Source organism: Micrococcoides hystricis (assembly GCF_042434215.1).
Classification (GTDB): domain Bacteria; phylum Actinomycetota; class Actinomycetes; order Actinomycetales; family Micrococcaceae; genus Micrococcoides; species Micrococcoides hystricis.
In genome coordinates, this window is record NZ_JBHLUB010000027.1 from 1 (window position 1) to 18,256 (window position 18,256).

The 18,256-nt window shown below is 62.4% G+C and carries 16 protein-coding genes; 8 read left to right on the plus strand and 8 right to left on the minus strand.

Features of this window, described 5'->3' with window-relative positions:
* The first annotated feature begins 182 nt into the window (after positions 1–182).
* The 3 genes from truA (at position 183) to rpsI (ending at position 2,374) form a co-directional block, all read left to right on the plus strand.
* Entirely contained in the window at positions 183–1,031 is an 849-nt protein-coding gene (gene truA, locus ACFFFR_RS05800) for a tRNA pseudouridine(38-40) synthase TruA (protein ID WP_377458644.1), read from the plus strand.
* A 352-nt stretch (positions 1,032–1,383) separates the two neighbouring features.
* Positions 1,384–1,827, plus strand: a complete 444-nt coding sequence (gene rplM, locus ACFFFR_RS05805) for a 50S ribosomal protein L13 (protein ID WP_377458646.1) — start codon at positions 1,384–1,386, stop codon at positions 1,825–1,827.
* A 40-nt stretch (positions 1,828–1,867) separates the two neighbouring features.
* On the plus strand, positions 1,868–2,374 hold the full coding sequence (rpsI, locus tag ACFFFR_RS05810) for a 30S ribosomal protein S9 (protein ID WP_377458648.1): 507 nt from the start codon (positions 1,868–1,870) through the stop codon (positions 2,372–2,374).
* Between the two features lie 107 nt (positions 2,375–2,481).
* Here rpsI and ACFFFR_RS05815 read toward each other — a convergent pair whose 3' ends face one another.
* The 4 genes from ACFFFR_RS05815 to ACFFFR_RS05830 all read right to left on the minus strand — a co-directional run bounded on the left by ACFFFR_RS05815 (position 2,482) and on the right by ACFFFR_RS05830 (position 8,188).
* Positions 2,482–4,149 carry a hypothetical protein gene (locus ACFFFR_RS05815; RefSeq protein ID WP_377458650.1) on the minus strand — a complete coding sequence of 556 codons (1,668 nt, stop codon included), beginning with the start codon at positions 4,147–4,149 and terminating at the stop codon, positions 2,482–2,484.
* 96 nt (positions 4,150–4,245) lie between these two features.
* Positions 4,246–5,571: a hypothetical protein gene (locus ACFFFR_RS05820; RefSeq protein ID WP_377458652.1), complete on the minus strand. Its 1,326-nt coding sequence runs from the start codon at positions 5,569–5,571 to the stop codon at positions 4,246–4,248.
* Positions 5,572–5,578: 7 nt separating this feature from the next.
* Positions 5,579–6,877: a hypothetical protein gene (locus tag ACFFFR_RS05825; RefSeq protein WP_377458654.1), complete on the minus strand. Its 1,299-nt coding sequence runs from the start codon at positions 6,875–6,877 to the stop codon at positions 5,579–5,581.
* A 9-nt stretch (positions 6,878–6,886) separates the two neighbouring features.
* Positions 6,887–8,188 (minus strand): hypothetical protein, encoded by a 1,302-nt coding sequence (locus tag ACFFFR_RS05830; RefSeq protein ID WP_377458656.1) that lies wholly within the window; start codon positions 8,186–8,188, stop codon positions 6,887–6,889.
* 144 nt (positions 8,189–8,332) lie between these two features.
* Here ACFFFR_RS05830 and ppk2 point away from each other — a divergent pair, with 144 nt between their 5' ends.
* Both ppk2 and glmM read left to right on the plus strand, forming a co-directional pair.
* Positions 8,333–9,289 carry a polyphosphate kinase 2 gene (gene ppk2 / locus ACFFFR_RS05835; RefSeq protein ID WP_377458658.1) on the plus strand — a complete coding sequence of 319 codons (957 nt, stop codon included), beginning with the start codon at positions 8,333–8,335 and terminating at the stop codon, positions 9,287–9,289.
* A 59-nt stretch (positions 9,290–9,348) separates the two neighbouring features.
* The gene (glmM, locus tag ACFFFR_RS05840) at positions 9,349–10,698 is read left to right on the plus strand and encodes a phosphoglucosamine mutase (RefSeq protein ID WP_377458660.1); all 1,350 of its coding nucleotides are present in this window, start codon (positions 9,349–9,351) and stop codon (positions 10,696–10,698) included.
* 122 nt (positions 10,699–10,820) lie between these two features.
* Here glmM and mscL read toward each other — a convergent pair whose 3' ends face one another.
* From mscL to coaA, 4 genes are all read right to left on the minus strand, one after another.
* Positions 10,821–11,237 (minus strand): large conductance mechanosensitive channel protein MscL, encoded by a 417-nt coding sequence (mscL, locus tag ACFFFR_RS05845; RefSeq protein WP_377458661.1) that lies wholly within the window; start codon positions 11,235–11,237, stop codon positions 10,821–10,823.
* 90 nt (positions 11,238–11,327) lie between these two features.
* Complete coding sequence (locus ACFFFR_RS05850) at positions 11,328–11,984, minus strand: M15 family metallopeptidase (RefSeq protein WP_377458663.1); 657 nt, start codon at positions 11,982–11,984, stop codon at positions 11,328–11,330.
* A gap of 45 nt (positions 11,985–12,029) precedes the next feature.
* Positions 12,030–12,929 carry a M15 family metallopeptidase gene (locus tag ACFFFR_RS05855; RefSeq protein ID WP_377458665.1) on the minus strand — a complete coding sequence of 300 codons (900 nt, stop codon included), beginning with the start codon at positions 12,927–12,929 and terminating at the stop codon, positions 12,030–12,032.
* A 73-nt stretch (positions 12,930–13,002) separates the two neighbouring features.
* Positions 13,003–13,995, minus strand: a complete 993-nt coding sequence (gene coaA / locus ACFFFR_RS05860; protein ID WP_377458667.1) for a type I pantothenate kinase — start codon at positions 13,993–13,995, stop codon at positions 13,003–13,005.
* A gap of 138 nt (positions 13,996–14,133) precedes the next feature.
* Between coaA and ACFFFR_RS05865 the strand changes: the two genes are divergently transcribed.
* Genes ACFFFR_RS05865 through glgX form a run of 3 tightly spaced genes read left to right on the plus strand, consistent with a single transcriptional unit; the run spans position 14,134 to position 18,255 of the window.
* Entirely contained in the window at positions 14,134–14,529 is a 396-nt protein-coding gene (locus ACFFFR_RS05865) for a holo-ACP synthase (protein ID WP_377458669.1), read from the plus strand.
* Positions 14,530–14,532: 3 nt separating this feature from the next.
* Positions 14,533–16,032: an NAD(P)H-hydrate epimerase gene (locus ACFFFR_RS05870; RefSeq protein ID WP_377458671.1), complete on the plus strand. Its 1,500-nt coding sequence runs from the start codon at positions 14,533–14,535 to the stop codon at positions 16,030–16,032.
* Positions 16,033–16,065: 33 nt separating this feature from the next.
* Positions 16,066–18,255: a glycogen debranching protein GlgX gene (gene glgX, locus ACFFFR_RS05875; protein WP_377458673.1), complete on the plus strand. Its 2,190-nt coding sequence runs from the start codon at positions 16,066–16,068 to the stop codon at positions 18,253–18,255.
* The last annotated feature ends 1 nt before the right edge of the window (position 18,256 follow it).

Consider the following 18,256-nt stretch of genomic DNA (forward strand, 5'->3'; position numbering starts at 1 on the left):
AAACCGGTGGCGTGAAGATCCACACCGCTTGAACGAGAGCTACGCGATCAATCTATATGAGGCACAACCCGAGTTACGCGATCAAATTGACATGAGGCACTACGGAGTCAATATCTGCTGATGAGGCCCAGGGGCGACAAGTCCTAAACTAGCTAAAGACTCAACAACGGTAGGGAGTGGAAGTGGCAGAAGAGAGGCAACGAATCCGCGTTGAATTCGCCTACGACGGCGGTCCCTACCACGGCTGGGCCAAACAGCCCGGACTGCCAACAGTCCAAGCTGCGCTCGAAGACGCCTTGGCCATGATCATCCGCCAACCAATAGCCACCGTGGTCGCCGGGCGCACCGACGCCGGTGTTCACGCCAACCAACAAGTCGTGCACGCTGACATCCCCGCCGACATCTGGGCCACTGTGCCGCGGAACGCCCCGCTGGCCCCAGCCCCGGCGATGCTGCGCCGCCTCAACGGGGTCCTGGCCAAAGACCATCCGGGAATCATCGTGCACCAGATCCAAGAGGTGCCACGGGTTTTCGATGCGCGTTTCTCAGCGGTCCGCCGAGAATACAGCTATCAAATCGCCGACGGGCTGGCCCGGTGGAACCCGCTCTACCGACACATCCGCTGGCAGCACCGCGAAGAACTCAACGTCGAACACATGAACATCGGAGCCCAAGACCTGTTGGGCTTACACGATTTCCTCAGCTTTTGCCGTCCCCGCCCGCATTCCACCACCATTCGTACACTGGAAGAACTCAGCTTCAGCCGGCTACCGGACGGGGCCATCAAAGCGCGCATCATCGCCGACGCGTTCTGCCACAACATGGTCCGAGCCTTGATTGCCGCCTGCGTCCAGGTGGGTGCTGGCCAGCGTCCGCCGGCATGGCTGGGCGAGCGGCTCGCCGCCGCCGAGCGCACCAGCGAGACCAAACTTGCCCCCGCCCATGGGCTCGTCTTGGAAAAAGTCAGCTATCCTTCGTGCGAGCAGTGGGCGGCCCGCGCCGAGCAGACCCGGGCCCGCCGTGACAGCTAAACTAGGTAACGGCTAGACTAGGTGGCGCACCATCCGTTCTGTCGCCGGTATTTCGTGCAAAGTCACACCGGCCTCAAATTGACCTTCGGGCTCGCTGACGGATAAACTATTTGCTTGTGTGCGTGTTCCGCCCTATTAGGTGTTTCTGAACCGCGTCACCAAACTCGTCTAGTTGCATGACACATGAGTCTGGATGTGCGCATAGGGTCCACTACGAACTCGGCTTTCTGACAGCCCTCACCTGTCAGGCCGACCAGCGCCCACCACACCACAGAACTACCCTGTGCAGATCTCACCGCTGTACAACCGTTGCTGTGAATGTAACTTGTAGAACTACACGAAGGCAGTAAACGTGCGTACGTACACTCCTAAGCCCGGCGATGCCGATCGTCAGTGGCACGTCATTGACGCCACCGACGTCGTGCTGGGTCGTCTTGCCAGCCAGACCGCAACACTGCTGCGCGGGAAGCACAAGCCGACCTTTGCCCCACACCAAGACATGGGCGATTTCGTCATCATCATCAACGCTGACAAGGTTGCCCTGACCGGCTCCAAGCTGGAGCAGAAGCGCGCTTGGCGCCACTCCGGCTACCCAGGCGGTATCCGTTCGACCAGCTACGCAGAGTTGCTGGAAGCCAACCCAGTTCGCGCCGTCGAGAAGGCCGTGAAGGGTATGCTCCCGAAGAACTCGCTGGCTGCTCAGCAACTGTCCAAGCTCAAGGTCTACACCGGTGCCGAGCACCCACACGCTGCCCAGCAGCCAAAGACCTTTGAGATCACCCAGGTCTCCCAGTAGTCCTGACCACTAGACACAGAAGAATTTTCTAAGGAGAACCGTGGCTCAGAACACTGAAGAGCTCAACGAATTCGGTGAGGAAAACCTCACCAGCTACACCTCCGAGTCAGCCGCAGCCCCAGATTCCGAAGAAGCAGCTGCCGCTCGCCCGGCACTGACCGTGCCAGGTGCCGCTGTTGGCCGCCGCAAGCGCGCCATCGCTCGCGTCCGCCTGATCCCAGGCAGTGGCGAGTGGAAGATCAACGGCCGCACTCTGGATGAGTACTTCCCGAACAAGCTGCACCAGCAGGAAGTCAACGATCCGTTCAAGGTCCTCTCCCTCGAGGGTTCCTACGACGTTGTCGCCATCATCAACGGTGGCGGCGCTTCCGGCCAGGCCGGTGCCCTGCGTTTGGGCATTGCTCGCGCGTTGAACGAAATCGACCGCGACAACAACCGCCCAACCCTGAAGAAGGCAGGCTTCCTGACCCGTGACGCCCGCGTCATCGAGCGCAAGAAGGCCGGTCTGAAGAAGGCACGCAAGGCCCCACAATACTCCAAGCGCTAAACCGCTTTCGGTCGATGGTGCCGAGAACACCATCACGATCTGCAGGAACCAGAACGATCTGGTTCCTGCAGTCGTTTAACCGCACCCTGCCGAGGCCTGGTGAGCGGTTAGCTGCCCTTGATAAAGGTGCCGGACAAATCGTAGATGAACGAGCGGTAATGCTGATTCACCTTCACACTCACCTGAACCTGCGGCGTATCTTCCCCCAACGGGATCCTGATCCGAACATACAGGGACTCCGGCGAAGACTCACTACTCTCGCTCCCATTCGCGTCGGCCCGCTTCAGAGCATCGGCCGTCACCTCTTGGACGATCACCCAGTGGATGTCATTGAGCTCAAACGTTGGCTCGTGGGTGGTCACCACCGGTGCGTCATGGGTTCGCGCACCCGAACCGCCGCGTACTCCCGGCTGCTCCCAGTGATAGTAGTCCGCCAGATTCTTGCTCGTGTCCCCGTCAAACGGCAGGGTGATGGTAGCTCGCTGCGGCCACACTGACACGCTACTGACCTCCAACGGTTTCGGGTACCGCTCGGAGATCAACTCCGTCAGATCCGCCATCGCCGCTTCCAAATCATCCAAGCTCTCCAGCAGCTTAGGTGCCGGGTCTATCTCGGTGGCTGCAGGGGAAGTCCGCAGGATTGTCCCATCTCTGTCATAGGCCACCGACAGTAAGTGCGCGGTGGGAAAGTAGGAGGTCATCGACAGGTCCTCGTCGACCGGCAGCTGGAGGATGCTGATGTATGGCTCGGCCTCTTCGGTGCCCTCAAGCCCGGCATCCTGGGTGTACTTCAGGGCCGCCGCATGAAACTCAGCCAGTCGGTCCCACGGCACATCATCGAACGTAAACACACCCTCCGGATCGATCACGGCTTGCGCCCGGTCGCTGACATGGATATCCGAGCGGCCCACAGTACCGGGAAGACCATAGGTGATGTACCGTTCAACATTCCCCCCGGGCCGTTCCAAAACCTTCGCCTCCAAGATGTCGCCACGAATTGTTATATTTGTCAGCTCATCCGACGGGGCGGCCTGGCGCAATTGATCAACTGCGGAAAGCAGTTCTTCCTGCTCCGTCAGGAGCAACTCGATCTTCTCGCCTTGCAGTCTCTTAAAGCTCAGCTCGATGGCGGAGCTGACAAAGCCAGCGTGCGGCGCCAGCATGATGGCAGCCCCTAGGGTCACTGCCAGTAACCGCTTCAACACGGCGGCGCCCAACTTGCCGCCGGAACGGCGGCCCGGGTTACGGCCCGCCACCATGGCGCCGGGAAGCTGATCGTAGCTTGGCACCCGGTCCGCCGGTGGCAGCATAGGTGGCTGCCGCAGCATCGAGGAGCCAACTTCCTTCTCCGAGAGCAGCACGATGTCCCGCGGGTCGTCAGAGAGCTGGGCCACCGGGTGCACCGAGCCGACCTGGAACTGGGCAGTGTGGAAGAGATCGATCACCGTCTTGATGGTGGTCCGATAAACCTGCCCGTGAATGGAAACCGTCAGATCGGCCCGCACCTGGGGGTTGTCGTTAATGAGAACCCCCGTGCGCCGGACATCGTCAATACGGGCAAACCCCGTCCGGCCGGCCGCAATGGCGGCCCGACGCTGGGCCGCGCTGCGCCGCATATTCCCGAATCCGACGATGATGCCGGAAGCCACAGCCGCCACGGCAGAAATCGTCAATGTGGTGCTGTAGATGAAGCTCTTGCTCTCGGCAAAGAAAACCAATAGAACCGCTGAGCCGACGGCGATACCGCCGAACAGCCAGGGAAGTAGTCTCAACATAGCCACACCGTAGGCCCCGTATGTGACCGCAAGGTAAACTTCTGGTGCCGCGGCGCCGCCGGGCGATCCTCGGCGAAGCGTCGAGCTGTTCCGTTATTACCGGTCCTCGCGCTGAACCGGTGCCCCGTCCAAACCGTACTTGTAGGAGTACTTGCGTCCTTCGTGGGTGAATATGACGTGAATCAGGCTCTGGTTATCGCCGTCGGCGTGCATGAACACCACCGAAGGGTCCGTCACCGCGGCACGTTGGCTTTCGGAAACTCCGGCCTGCCGCAGACTACGCTCATAAACTTCAGGGGCCAGCTCCCACGATAGTTTCTCTAGCGGCAGGCTAGCCGTCGCCTGCCGCTCACCGACGCTGCTACTCTTACGCTCCCGCACGCTCACCCCCGTGGCTCCGAACAACTGCGGCAACCGCCACGTGAGCACAGAGTCCTCATCCGAGTCGGCGGTGGGGGAGACGAAGACCATGATGTGCTTGTCCTCGATAAAGACCGAGTTGACCCCGGAGATCCCCCGCTCCGCCAAAGACTGTTGCAGCTGACTGGTGGCCATCTCGTAGTCCTCTGCGTTGTCCAACAGGTGCAGCGCATCCTGCTGCTTCTCATCATCCGGGGCTGGAACGGAGTACACCATGGTCCCTGCCGCATCGAAGGTGGCCGAGCGCTCCTCCTCGCTATCGAGCACCACCTGATACTGCAGGCCGCGAACCGTAGGGCCGGTAGAAATGTGGATTTCGCTGGCTTCAGCACCTTGCGGCAACAAGTCTGCGGCCGCGAAGTATTCGATGGTCTTGGTGCGCATCAGGTCGATGATCGCCCAGTTGATGTTCTCCAGGCTGAATTGATCCGATTCGTAGGAGACGGAACCGGCACCGATGGAGCGCACCCCACTATTACCGAGGACCCCAGGCACCCCGTACCGGTACCGCTTGGTTGCGCTGGAATCCTCATCAAGGGACTTATCGGCCTCCATCGTGGTCCCGGTGAGAACCACCGAAGAGGCCCGCGTGCTCGGCCCGGCCGACTGAAGCTGCTCGGCGGCCCGCCGCTGGGCGTCCCGGTCAGTGAAGAGCGGTTCGTACTGGCCCGTCACGGATCGGTTGGCGTTGGCCAGCCACCCCTGCAACAGCGCGATATTCGGGCCGATCACGACCGCGGCCCCGATGACGAAGGCAACCAGCTGCATCGGCCATAAACTCCGGGCCGGAGCACCTGGCGCGGCGACTTGCCGGGCGCGGGCACGCCAGCGCGGCCATAGCAGCACCGCGGGCGCACCCACGATGCCGATGATGGCCAAGGCCAGCGCCCACAGCGCTGCCGGGGAGAACAGGAAGACGACCAAGGCTGCGATCCCCATACCGATCAGCGCCCAGCTGAGGACCCGCACGACCGTTGTTAGCTGCCTATCCGAACTGCTCATCTTCTTCTCACCACTTCCGCAAGAACGTCCCAGACTCATCAAAGTCCGCCCCGACCGCCGTCAGCTTGTCCCCGTTGGGAACAACAGAAACCCGGATTTCTACGTTGCCGGTGTGTGCATTCTGGCCGATCAACACTGACGGGCTACCTTCAGCGTAATCGCCCTCGGTCGTCAAACCATGCTTTTGCAGGGTTTCCGTGAGTAATCCCGGTAGCTGCTGCCACGGCAGGGCAGCCACGTCGACCCGCTGATCGCTCGATCCCGGGTCCACGCGTTCGGCCAACGAGGGGTAGAGCGTGTCCACCCACTGTGGTACCCGTGCGGCCCGCCAGCGCAGCACCGAACCCGAACCGGTCCGTTGATCCGAGGTCTTGTCCGTCCGTGTAGCCGCCACATCAAGACCGTAGGCGGTGACCTCGATGGCGTGCACCGCAGCATCACCGAGCTGTTCTTGCACCTGCTCCACGGCCTGAAGCAGCTGATCAGCCTCGGTCAATAGGTTCGTGGGTTTGGTGATCGCCAACCGGTGGGAGGGGGCGTAGCCAATGAGCTGGCCGGCCCCGTTAAAGGTGGCCGTAGCCGGGGATTTCTCAAAAACGAAGCGGTAGAAGGGGCCGTGCCCCGGATCGGAGGCTGTGACGCTCAGGTGCAGCCCTTCGGCACGTGCCGGGTCCCGGGCCCCCGCGGCGACCGCATTCGCCGTCGCCCGCTCAACAAACTCAGGAATTCGTGCCCACTGAACCTCGCTAAACCCTGAGATCTCGGAGCTGCTGTGCTTGGCCGAAGCCTCATCCTCCCGGGCCCCACCACCACCGAGCGTGCCCGGCGGGCGGTACTCGAAGACCCGGATCTTCCCGGCTGGGGCCGGCACCAAGACCGTCATCGTGTTGTCGCTGACCTCCACGCGCAAGACCGAAGCGGAACCGGCAGCCTTCTTCACCGCATCAAACCCCGACTGCAACGCCTGCGGATCGGCCAATAACGGTTCGCGGTCGAGCACCCGAAGACCCCCATGACCCGTGTCACCGACCCCGGCGGACACAGCGAGGGCGATGGCACCCCGAACGGTGGCAAAGTTCGGGACCGCAACCAGCACCAGCCCGGCCACAAGTGCCAAGGCCTGCACCCACCACCGGAGGCCACGGTCTCCACGCCGTGTAAACGCGATGACCAACAGTAACCCCACGCCGAGGGCCAGAAGACCGACAGCGTTCAGCGGCCACGGATCGTACTGAAACGGCAACAACGCCAACAGTCCGACCCCGACGCCGATAAGGAGCCACCCACCGAGCTTGAGGAACTTCATCCGGACCCGTTAATCGTTGGAGATGACGTTGCCGTCAAGATCATAGGTGACGCTGACACTGCCCTGTTCAGACACCCACGTGGAGACATCGATGCGCTGACCGGGGTGATCCGTGCGGTGCCGCATCATCAGGGACAGCCGGCCGGCTTCCTCCCCATCTGGGTCCAGCCCGGCACCGGTGAGCATATCCTCGGCCAGGGCGCCGAACTTCTCCCAAGGCACCTCAGCCAGAGTAAACATCTGATCGGGTTCGGCCACCTCCACGTTGACCACCTGGCTCGCATGGGCCCCTAGGTTTCCATGAATGCGTGGCGGCGCCCACTCGTACATCTTCATTCTCTTCGCATCATCAATCGCGACCGCAACGCTGATCCGACGCGGATTGACCGTCAGATTAGCGACCGGTTGTTCGCCCACCAGCTCCTCCAGTTCTGCAACGGCCTGCCGCAGGCCCTCTTCATCCTGGAAGAAACTCTGGGCGCTTCTCTCCTGATCATCGGCAGCGGGGCTGGTCCGCACGATGGTGCCATCCGCATCAAACGTCACACCCATCAGCTGCGGCCGGAACTGCATCTCATACTGGGGGCCATCGCTGGCCTTGAAGGAATTCAACACCAGCCGCGGGCTTTCGGCCTCAGCCACCTGCGGATACCCGGCTTCCATCAGGTGATCTGTGGCCTGCCGGTACAGCTGGGTGATCCGCTGCGCGGAGACCTCATCGAACCTCACCTTGCCCGGCTCATCCAGCACAAAAGCTGAACCCGTGTCCCTGACCCCGGAAGCCCCGAGGGTGCCCGGCAAACGATACTCCAGCTCCCGTGCCCGGCCCTGCTCATCCTGGTTGGGAACCCCCATTTGGATGCGGTCCGCCTCGACGCGGAAGCTATAGAACCTGTCACTGTCGGCGGCCTTGTGCAACGCCTGAAAGGCCTCCTCAATGGCGTGTTCATCGGTGAGCAGACGGTCATCGTGCTGGTCTTGAAGAGACTGCACGTACAAGCTGGCGCCGCCGGCCACATTGTTGTAATTGGGTATCAACACCACGGCCAGACCCACCACGGCAGCCACAAGCTTCAACCACCACGGTACCGCCCGACGCCGCGGCGCATCCGCATCGTCCCGATTGACAGCCGGGGTGGAGGACACCGGGACCGTATGTTTACGCACCCCCGGCAGCATCAAGAGCGCGACGCCGGCCACGATGCCCGCTATCCCCAGCAGAACTAACGGCCACCCGGTCACCAAGAACGCCTGCGCAATCAGCGCTCCAACGCCCAACCCGATCAGAAACCACGCCAGAATTCTCATCATGGTTCCCAGCCTAGGTGAGCCATGCCACCTGCGGCAGCTTCGTGACAGCACCAAAGCCCGCCGGTCGGTGATGACTGGGTAAAACTTCGATGAACCCTCTAAACTAATAAGCGCAGCATTACCTTTTGCAGATGGGACCGCTTCATGGCCAAAGAACACAACCCGGTAGACGTTGATGAACAAGCGCCACGGATTTCCGTTACCGAGGACTACGCCGCTGAAGTCGACGAGCTGCGGGAGCTGCGCAGCAAGCTCAAAAAAAACTTCAACCCGGCAGTCGATCCGGAAGCCTGGAAAGAGGGCTACCCCTACGACACCAAACTCTCACGGCGCAGCTATGAACGGACCAAACGCAACCTGCAAATCGAACTGCTGAAAATGCAATTGTGGGTCAAAGCCACCGGCCAGAAGGTGCTCATCATCTTCGAGGGCCGGGACGCCGCCGGCAAAGGCGGGACCATCAAACGGTTCAACGAACACCTCAACCCCCGTGGCGCCCGCGTCGTCGCCCTAGAAAAACCCACGGATGAGGAACAAACCCAGTGGTACTTCCAGCGCTACATCCAACACCTGCCCTCCGGCGGTGAAATCGTGATGTTCGACCGCTCCTGGTACAACCGGGCCGGTGTCGAACGCGTCATGGGCTACTGCAACACCCAGCAATACCTGGAGTTCATGCGCCAAGCCCCGGAACTGGAAGAAATGCTGGTCAACTCCGGGATGCACCTGATCAAATTCTGGTTCTCCGTCTCCCAGCGCGAACAGCTCTCCCGCTTCGCCCAACGCGAGACAGACCCGGTGCGCCGCTGGAAACTTTCCCCAACCGATATGGCCTCACTCGACAAGTGGCAGGACTACACGGACGCCAAAGAGGCCATGTTCTTCTACACGGACACCAAGATCGCCCCATGGACTGTCGTGAAGTCAAACGACAAGAAACGGGCACGCATTGAGGCGATGCGGCACGTGTTGAACTTATTGCCGTACCCGGATAAGAATGAAAAGTTGGTCTTTCCCGCTGACCCACTCATCGTGGGCCCAGCTAGTAAGATCTACGAAAGTGGGGAAGAACCCGGTGGTTCCTTCCCAGTCATCCGCTAAACGGCTGCGCTGGCCCGCATGCGTTACGATCATCTTCCCCTTGCTACCAGTAGGAAAAAATGAAACGACTTTTTGGTACCGACGGTGTCCGCGGAGAAGCCAACGGGCTCCTCACCGCAGAACTGGTTCTACAACTGAGCCAGGCCGCCGCCGTCGTCCTCGGGCACAACAAAGTAGATGAGGGCAAGCGCCCGTTCGCCGTCGTGGCGCGGGACCCACGCATCTCCGGGCACTTCATCTCCGCAGCCGTCGAGGCCGGTCTGTCCTCCTCCGGTGTGGACGTGCTCGATGCCGGCACCATGCCAACCCCGGCCGCCGCCTACCTGGTGGACAACATCGACGCCGACTTCGGTGTGATGATCTCCGCCTCACACAACCCGGCCCCAGACAACGGCATCAAGTTCCTAGCCCGCGGTGGCCAGAAACTCGACGACGAACTCGAAGACGCCATCGAACGCGTCATGAACTCCGGCAACTTCGCCACCCCCACCGGCGCCGACGTCGGTCGGGTCACCCGCTTCGCCGACGCCGAAGACCGCTACCTGCTGCACCTGCTGCAGTCCCTGCCGAACCGCCTCGACGGGCTACACATGGTCTTGGACTGCGCTCACGGTGCCGCCTCGGCCATCTCCCCGCGGCTGTTCCACAGCGCCGGGGCCAAAGTGGATGTCATCGGTGCCGACCCAGACGGGCTGAACATCAACGACGGCTACGGCTCCACCCACTTGGAGAACCTGCAACGCGAAGTCGTGGCACGCGGGGCCGACTTCGGTATCGCCCACGACGGGGACGCAGACCGCTGCCTAGCCGTGGACGCCGAAGGCAACGTCGTGGACGGGGACCAGATCATGGCCATCATGGCGGTAGCCATGAAAGACGCCGGCACCCTCAAAGACAACACCCTCGTAGTGACCGTCATGAGCAACCTAGGCCTCAAACTGGCCATGCAAGAGCACGGCATTGAACTGCTCGAAACCGCAGTCGGGGACCGCTACGTGCTGGAAGGCATGCGCTACGGCAGCTACTCCCTCGGCGGGGAACAATCCGGCCACCTGATCTTCTCCGACTACGCCACCACCGGCGACGGTCTGCTCACCGGCCTGCAGCTCGGCGCCCGGATGGCCGCCACCGGCAAGTCCCTCAAAGAGCTAGCCCAGGTCATGACCCACCTGCCCCAGGTCCTCATCAACGTCCCACAGGTGGACAAGAGCCAAGTCAACACCAACGAGACCCTGCAAAAGGCCGTCGAAGACGTCGAAGCCCGCCTCGGCGACGGCGGACGAGTCCTACTGCGTGCCTCCGGCACCGAACCGCTGGTACGCGTCATGGTGGAAGCCCAGGATAAGGAAACAGCCCAATCCACCTGCCAAGAACTCGCCGACGTGGTCAAAGCCGAACTCGGGCTCTAACTAAACCGCTCTCGGCGCATCGAGCGCCCAACACAAAAGCCGCGGTCCGAACCAATCAGCTGGTTCGGGCCGCGGCTTTTGTCTCTAAAAGATTAAGCGTGGTGTGAGTGAGGTAAAAGAGGTTAGCGAGCCACGTGGTCACCATCTGAACCGGCGGCCGGACGCTGCAGGGCGTCACGGATCTCGGTCAGCAAGGCGATCTGTGGGTCTACTTCTTCCTCCGGCTCGATGCCGAGCTTCTTATTGCGGGCCTCAATCAGCTTGTTCATCGGCATGACGATGAAGAAGTAGACGGCGGCAGCGATCAGCAGGAAGTTCACGACGGCGGTCAGCAGCATGCCAACCTTGACGGAACCGTCGGGGCCCAAGGCCAGCCAGTTATCGAAGTTTGGTTCGCCCACGGCCAGAGCGATGGCTGGCATCAGCACGTTCTCGACCAGTGAGTTGACGACGGCGCCGAAGGCGGCACCGATGATGATACCGACGGCAAGGTCAAGGACGTTGCCCTTCATAATGAATTCTTTGAAACCCTGAATCATGGTTATATCCTAAATCCTTTCTCGGGGCCCAAGCACCGAAAAACATGAATGTGACCAGTTACACGCCAAGACGGGGTACTGGGGCTCATCCTAGTAGGTGGGCGCCGATTTGTAACCAAAATACTGCTCCATCGTTTTCTTGGAGTACTTGATCTTGGTCGCGGTCTTCACCCCGACGTAGCGGAAATGCCACGGCTCGTAACTGTAACCGGTGTTCCATTCCTTCCCGGCCGGGTAGCGCAGAATGAAACCGTAGCGGTGCGCGTTGGCCGCCAACCACTTTCCCGAAGACAACGAACCAAAACACCGGTGCAGGGCACAGCCGTACCGGGAATCCCCGATGTCGATGGCCAGCCCCAGCTGGTGCTCCGAGTAGCCGGGCTTGGCCGAGATGCGGTTGGCGTAGGAGACCCCGTACTTACTCACCCAGTAGGCGTACGTGGATTTTTGGGTGGCGTAGGAACGGTACCCGGAAATCGGGTACAACCGGTGGCCCTTGGTGCGGGCCGCCGCGGCCATCTTCTTATACGCGCTCGCCGCCGCCGGACGCAGGGCCTGCGAGTTGCCCACCGAAACTAGGCGGCTGGGCCGGTAGGTTTTAGGCCGGAGGGGATTCTTCTTGTTGACGATGACCGTCACCGAGGACGGCTTGGTGGTGGAGGCCTGCGCATCGGCCGGCGTGGATCCGACCAGAAAGCCAAAGGTCAACCCGATGGCCAGCAACGGCGCAATGATCTTCCGGTGCATAATTGCCCATACCAATCTGGCAGCCCAGCAACCGGCGTGCAGGGGCTACCGATAGTTCGGGGCTGCCGGGAAGCCGTAGTAGGCCTCCATGGTCTTGCCCGAATTCTTGATCGCGGTGGCGGTCTCCACCCCGACGTAACGCAGATGCCATGGCTCATAGGAGTAGCCGGTCACCGAATCCTGGCCCTGCGGGTAGCGGATGATAAAGCCGTAGCGGTGTGCGTTGGCCGCCACCCACTTGCCTTCTGGAAGCTGGCCGAAGCACTGTTCCAATCGGCACTGCCCGGAAGCGGGCATCACATCAACAGCCAACCCGGTTTGGTGTTCCGAGTGACCGGGACGGGCGGAAATCTTCTCGGCATATTCCGCCCCATACTGGTTCTTCCAATGGTTATGCGTTTCAACTTGGGTGGCGTAGGAACGGTACGCCGAGCTGGGGCTCAGTTGGTACCCCGCCGCGCTCGCGGCACTGACTAGTTGCTGGTACGCGCCAGCGGCGGCGGAGCGCAGTTGTTGGCCGTTACCGATCGCCACCAGATCGGCCGGCGCGTAATCCGCCGGCTGCAGCGGCACCCGCTTATTGACTAAGACTTCCAGATCATGGGCCGGCCGAGTTGCAGGCGTCTTCGGGGCCGCGGAAGTTTTTTGCGATTGCTTCGGTGCTGACGTGCTGGCCGAGGGGCTCGGCGTTGCCGAGCTAGCCTGCTTGGTCTCGGAATCCTCCGGGGAGGATGTTACCTCCGGGGTGGTCGGTGCCGATGAAGATGCTGACGATGGAGACGATGACGATGACGGTGCAGCGGAGGTGTCGGTGGCACCAGCATCCGACGTTGATTCCCCGTCGCCGGCGCAACCGCTGAGCACCAAGGCGGCCGCCACGGCAGTCACGAGGAGCCCTTTGCTGCGGGGCAGGGGACGACGGGAGACAGAATCCGGTGCTCTCATAGCCAAATCATATCGCTGCAACCATCAAATGACCGAGCGAATCCGCCTTGGGAAGCCTGGGGGAAGAGGACGGCTAGATTTTGCGGAGCAGGACCCGGGAGACCGAGTGGTTCTGATCCTTGACCAACACCAGCTTGGACCGGCCGCGGGTGGTGATGACGTTTTCGCGCAAGTTCGGGCCGTTCGTCCGCTCCCAAATCGCGTTGGCGGTGGCCACCGCAGCCTCGTCATCGAGCTTGGAATACCGGTGAAAATACGAATCCGGGTCCGTGAAAGCACCCTCGCGCAACTTCATGAACCGCTCAATGTACCAGCGCTTAATGTCGGCCGACTTGGCATCGACGTACACCGTGAAATCGAAGAAGTCGGAGACCGCCAACCCGGTGGTCCCGTCCGTGCGGGGTTGGGCCGGCTGCAACACGTTCAGCCCCTCCACGATCAGCACGTCCGGCCGGTGCACCACAATCCGCTCCCCGGGCACGATGTCGTAACTCAGGTGCGAGTACACGGGCGCCTCCACCTCGTTGGCCCCGGACTTCACGGCGGAGACAAAACGCAGCAGCGAGCGCCGGTCATAGGACTCCGGGAACCCCTTGCGTTCCATTAGCCCGCGACGGCGCAGCTCCCGGTTCGGGAACAAGAACCCGTCTGTGGTCACCAGCTCCACCCGCGGAGTGTTCGGCCAGCGCCGTAACATTTCCTGCAACACGCGGGCCGTGGTCGATTTACCCACCGCCACGGAGCCACCCACACCAATCACGAAGGGGGTCCGGGAAGACCGGGACTTCAAAAACTCCGTCTGTTCTTGACGTAAATTCTTGGAGTTCTGCACGTAAATGTTCAGCAACCGGGAGATCGGCAAATACACCTCGGCCACCTCAGCTAACGACAGCTTGTCGCCCAAACCGCGCAGCCGCTCAATATCCTGCTGATTCAAGGGCTGTTTGATCTCTGCCGCTAGCCGCGCCCACGTTGGCCGGTCTAACTCCACAAAGGGCGAATAGCTCTCGTGGGAGTTGCTGGTTTTATCGTTGCGCACCGAAGAAAAATCACTCACGTTCGTCATCGAGCCGAGCGGATTCTCAGACTCCTTGACTAGTTTACGAGGTTGTTGCCCGGCTGCGCGCCTAGCCCCCGCGCTAAAGTGGAGAAAAGCCCTCCTGCTGACCTGTAGGACAGTCTAGAAGTAAAGAAGGCCCAGACCGTGATCGTAGGCATCGGCATCGACGTCGTCCTGGTAACCCGGTTCAAACACCAACTCCGCAAAGCCCCGGCCCTGCGAGAACGCCTGTTCGTCCCGGCCGAGCGTGAACTCAACGAACGCTCCCTCGCCGCCCGCTTCGCCGCCAAAGAGGCCGTCGCCAAAGCACTCGGCGCCCCGGCGGGCATGAACTGGCAACACTGCTGGATCGAAATGGACGCCGCCGGCGCCCCGCACGTGAAGATCACCGACACCGTGGCGCAAGTGGCCGAAGACCTCGGCATCAACCGCTGGCACCTGTCCCTCAGTCACGACGGCGACGTCGCCACCGCCATCGTCATCGCCGAACGGCTCAACGACGACGAAGGGGCCGGACCCCAACTACGGTTGGTCGACTAACCAATGCATCAGGTTTACACCGGAACCCAAATCCGTGAAGCCGAACAGCCGCTGCTGGCCGCCGGGGCCGGCCCCCAACTGATGCACCAGGCCGCCTGGGGCCTAGCCCAAGGTGTCATCGAACTGCTCCACGAGCACCAACTAGCCGTCCCCGGGGCTCGCATCACCGGGCTCATCGGCGCCGGCAACAACGGGGGAGACGGGCTCTGGGCCCTAAGCTTCCTAGCCCGACGCGGCGCCCACATCACCGCGATCTGTACCGCCGAGCGCGTCCACCCCGAAGGCGCAGCAGCCTTCCGAGCCGCCGGCGGACGGTTCCTCAGCGGCCCCGAAACCGCCGACTATGCCCGGGCCGAGGTGGTCATCGACGCGGTGCTGGGCACCGGCGCTCGCGGCGCATGGGAAGGCCACCCGGTGCCCGAAGGTGCGCTCGTCGTGGCCTGCGACATCCCCTCCGGTGTGAGCGCGGACACCGGCCAGGTGTCCGGCCAAGCCATCACCGCGGACCTCACCGTGACCTTCGGCGGGCTCAAAGTGGGCCTGTTCAATGGCGCCGGGGCCGCGCATTCGGGCAACATCAAACTGGTCGACATCGGCCTCGGACCCCACCTGCCGGCCCCCGAACTGCAGCTGCTCAGCCCTACAGACATCCCGGAACTGCTGCCACCGGCCGCACCCCACGCCCACAAATACACCCGCGGGGTCCTCGGGGTGCTGGCCGGCTCAACCAAGTACCCCGGCGCCGCCTCCTTGGTCTGCGCCGGAGCCCTTGCCACCGGCGTCGGCATGATCCGCTTCCTCACCCAGACCGAACACGCAGAACCGCTCACCACCCTGGTGCTCGGCGCCCACCCAGAAGTCGTGCCGGCCACCGACCCCACAGAACGGGTCCAAGCGTGGCTGGTCGGCTCCGGCTTGAGCGACAGCGACCACCGGGTAGAGCAAGCCAAACAGGTGCTGACCCTCACCCAACAGCAACAACTGCCGGCGGTCATCGACGCCGACGGGTTGAAACTCATCGAACCGGCCACCACCCAGCCCAGGGTCCTCACCCCGCACGCCGGCGAGGCCGCAGCCCTGCTGAACCGGCTCGGCGCAGGCTCTGACGACGCGACACAAAACCAGCGCGTCGACCGCGCCAACGTGGAGGCCGACCCGTTGGCCGCTGCCCAGAAGCTGGCGGAACTGACCGGAGATGTCATCGTGCTCAAAGGCCCGCACACCATCATCTGCGGTCCCGATGCCGGACCCGGTCAACGGTTCATCTACCCGGGTGGGCACCCCTTCCTAGCCACCGCCGGTTCCGGAGACACCCTCGCCGGGATCATCGCCGCCGTCCTCACCGGCTGGGCCGAGGCCGACGCCGCGCCACCACTGGCAGCTCAGGCCGCGGCCGGGGTCTGGCTGCACGGGGCCGCCAGCTACGCCGTCGCAGCCGGAGGACCGTTCGGCGCCAGCCAGCTGGCAGCCGGCGTGCGCACCGTGGTCGCCGAACTCCTTTAGGATGGAGTCGGAAGGCACACGAAGGAGAACTACATGAAGGTCAGTACCGGCCGTGCGTACCCACTGGGCGCAACCTGCGATGAAGAAGGCACAAACTTTGCCATCACCGCCCGGGACGCTGAACAGGTCATCCTGTGTCTCATCGACGAGGACGGCCGCGAGGAACAGATCCCACTGACTGAAAACTCCGGAACCACCTGGCACATTCACCTCTCCGGGGTGGGCCACGGACAACGTTTCGGTTGGCGCATCCAAGGTCCCTGGGACCCGGACGCCGGCCTGCGCTTCAACCCGCACAAGATCCTGCTGGACCCGTACGCCAAAGCCATCACGGGCCAAACCAGCTGGGGGCAGGAACAGTTCGGTTACGTTTTCGGGGAACCGGAAACCATGGACACCACCGACTCCCTGGGCGCCACCATGCTCTCGGTGGTCATTGACGACGACTTCGACTGGGGCGAGGACGCCGCCCCACAGATCCCGTACCATGACACCGTCATCTACGAGACCCACGTCAAAGGTCACACCGCACTGCACCCGGACGTGCCCGAAGAACTGCGCGGCACCTACGCCGGCCTAGCCCACCCGGCCGCCCTGGAACACTTCAAGAAACTCGGCGTCACCGCCATCGAGCTGCTGCCCGTCCACCAGTTCACCAACGACTCCCACCTGCAAGACAAGGGGCTATCGAACTACTGGGGCTACAACACCATCGGCTACTTCGCCCCACACAACGACTACTCCGCCGCCGTGCGCAACGGCCAGCAGGACTACGGCGCCCAGGTCCGCGAGTTCAAACAGATGGTCAAAGACATCCACGCCGCCGGGCTGGAAGTCATCCTCGACGTCGTCTACAACCACACCGCCGAGGGCAACCACCTAGGTCCCACCCTGTCCTTCCGGGGCATCGACAACACCGGGTACTACCACCTGGTCGAAGGCGATGAAGCCCACTACATGGACTACACCGGCACCGGTAACTCCCTGGACCTGTCCAACCCGATGGTCATGCAGCTGGTCATGGACTCGCTGCGCTACTGGGTCCAAGAGATGCACGTGGATGGCTTCCGCTTCGACCTTGCCACCACGCTGGTGCGCGAAGAGGGCGAACTCGGCCCGGACATGTACTCCAACTTCTTCCACGTCGTCCGCCAAGACCCCATCCTGCGCCAAGTCAAACTCATCGCCGAACCGTGGGACGTGGGCTGGGGCGGCTACCAAGTCGGTAACTTCCCGGGCCTGTGGAGCGAATGGAACGGCATGTACCGGGACTCGGTACGGGACTTCTGGCGCGGTGAATCCGGCGCCCTGGCGGAATTCGCCACCCGCATCACCGGCTCGGCGGACCTATTCCAAGGGGACGACCGCACACCGCAAGCCTCCATCAACTTCATCACCGCCCACGACGGCTTCACCCTGACCGACCTCGTCTCCTACAACGAGCCGCACAACCTGGCCAACGGCGAGGACGGAAACGACGGCGAGAAGCACAACCGGTCCTGGAACTGCGGGGTCGAAGGCCCCACCGATGACCCGGAGGTGCTGAAGCTGCGTACCCAGCAACGCAAGAACCTGCTCACCACGCTCTTGCTCTCCCAAGGCGTGCCGATGATCTCCCACGGCGACGAACTGGGCCGCAGCCAAGACGGCAACAACAACGTGTACTGCCAAGACAACGAACTGTCTTGGATCGACTGGGCCAACGTGGATGAAGACATGATCGCCTTCACCACCAAACTCATCACCTTGCGCCAAGAACACCCGGTGTTCCGCCGCCGCAACTTCTTCAAAGGCCCCGCCGGGTGGGATGAGCAAAACGAGGCGCTGCCGGACATCTACTGGCTCGAACCCAGTGGCGAACCCAAGGCCGCCGAGGACTGGGCCAATCCCAACGCCAAATCCATCGCGTTCTACCTCAACGGTTCGGACCAGCCGGCCACCGCGCAACGGCACAAGGAAGAACCCGACCAGGACTTCTACATCCTGTTCAACGCCCACTACGAGCCGGTGCCGTACACGCTGCCGGCAGACCCGTTCCCCACCACGTGGGAGCTGGAACTGTGCACTGTCGAGGACGCGCACCTCACCGACGCCCAGCATCACCGCGGAGACCGGTACACCCAGGGGGACGTGCTGAACGTCCCCGCACGCTCCACCGTCGTGCTCGCCTCCGTGTGGGAGGACACCGAGCAGAACGCAGCTGAAGAAGTAACCGAGGAATAGC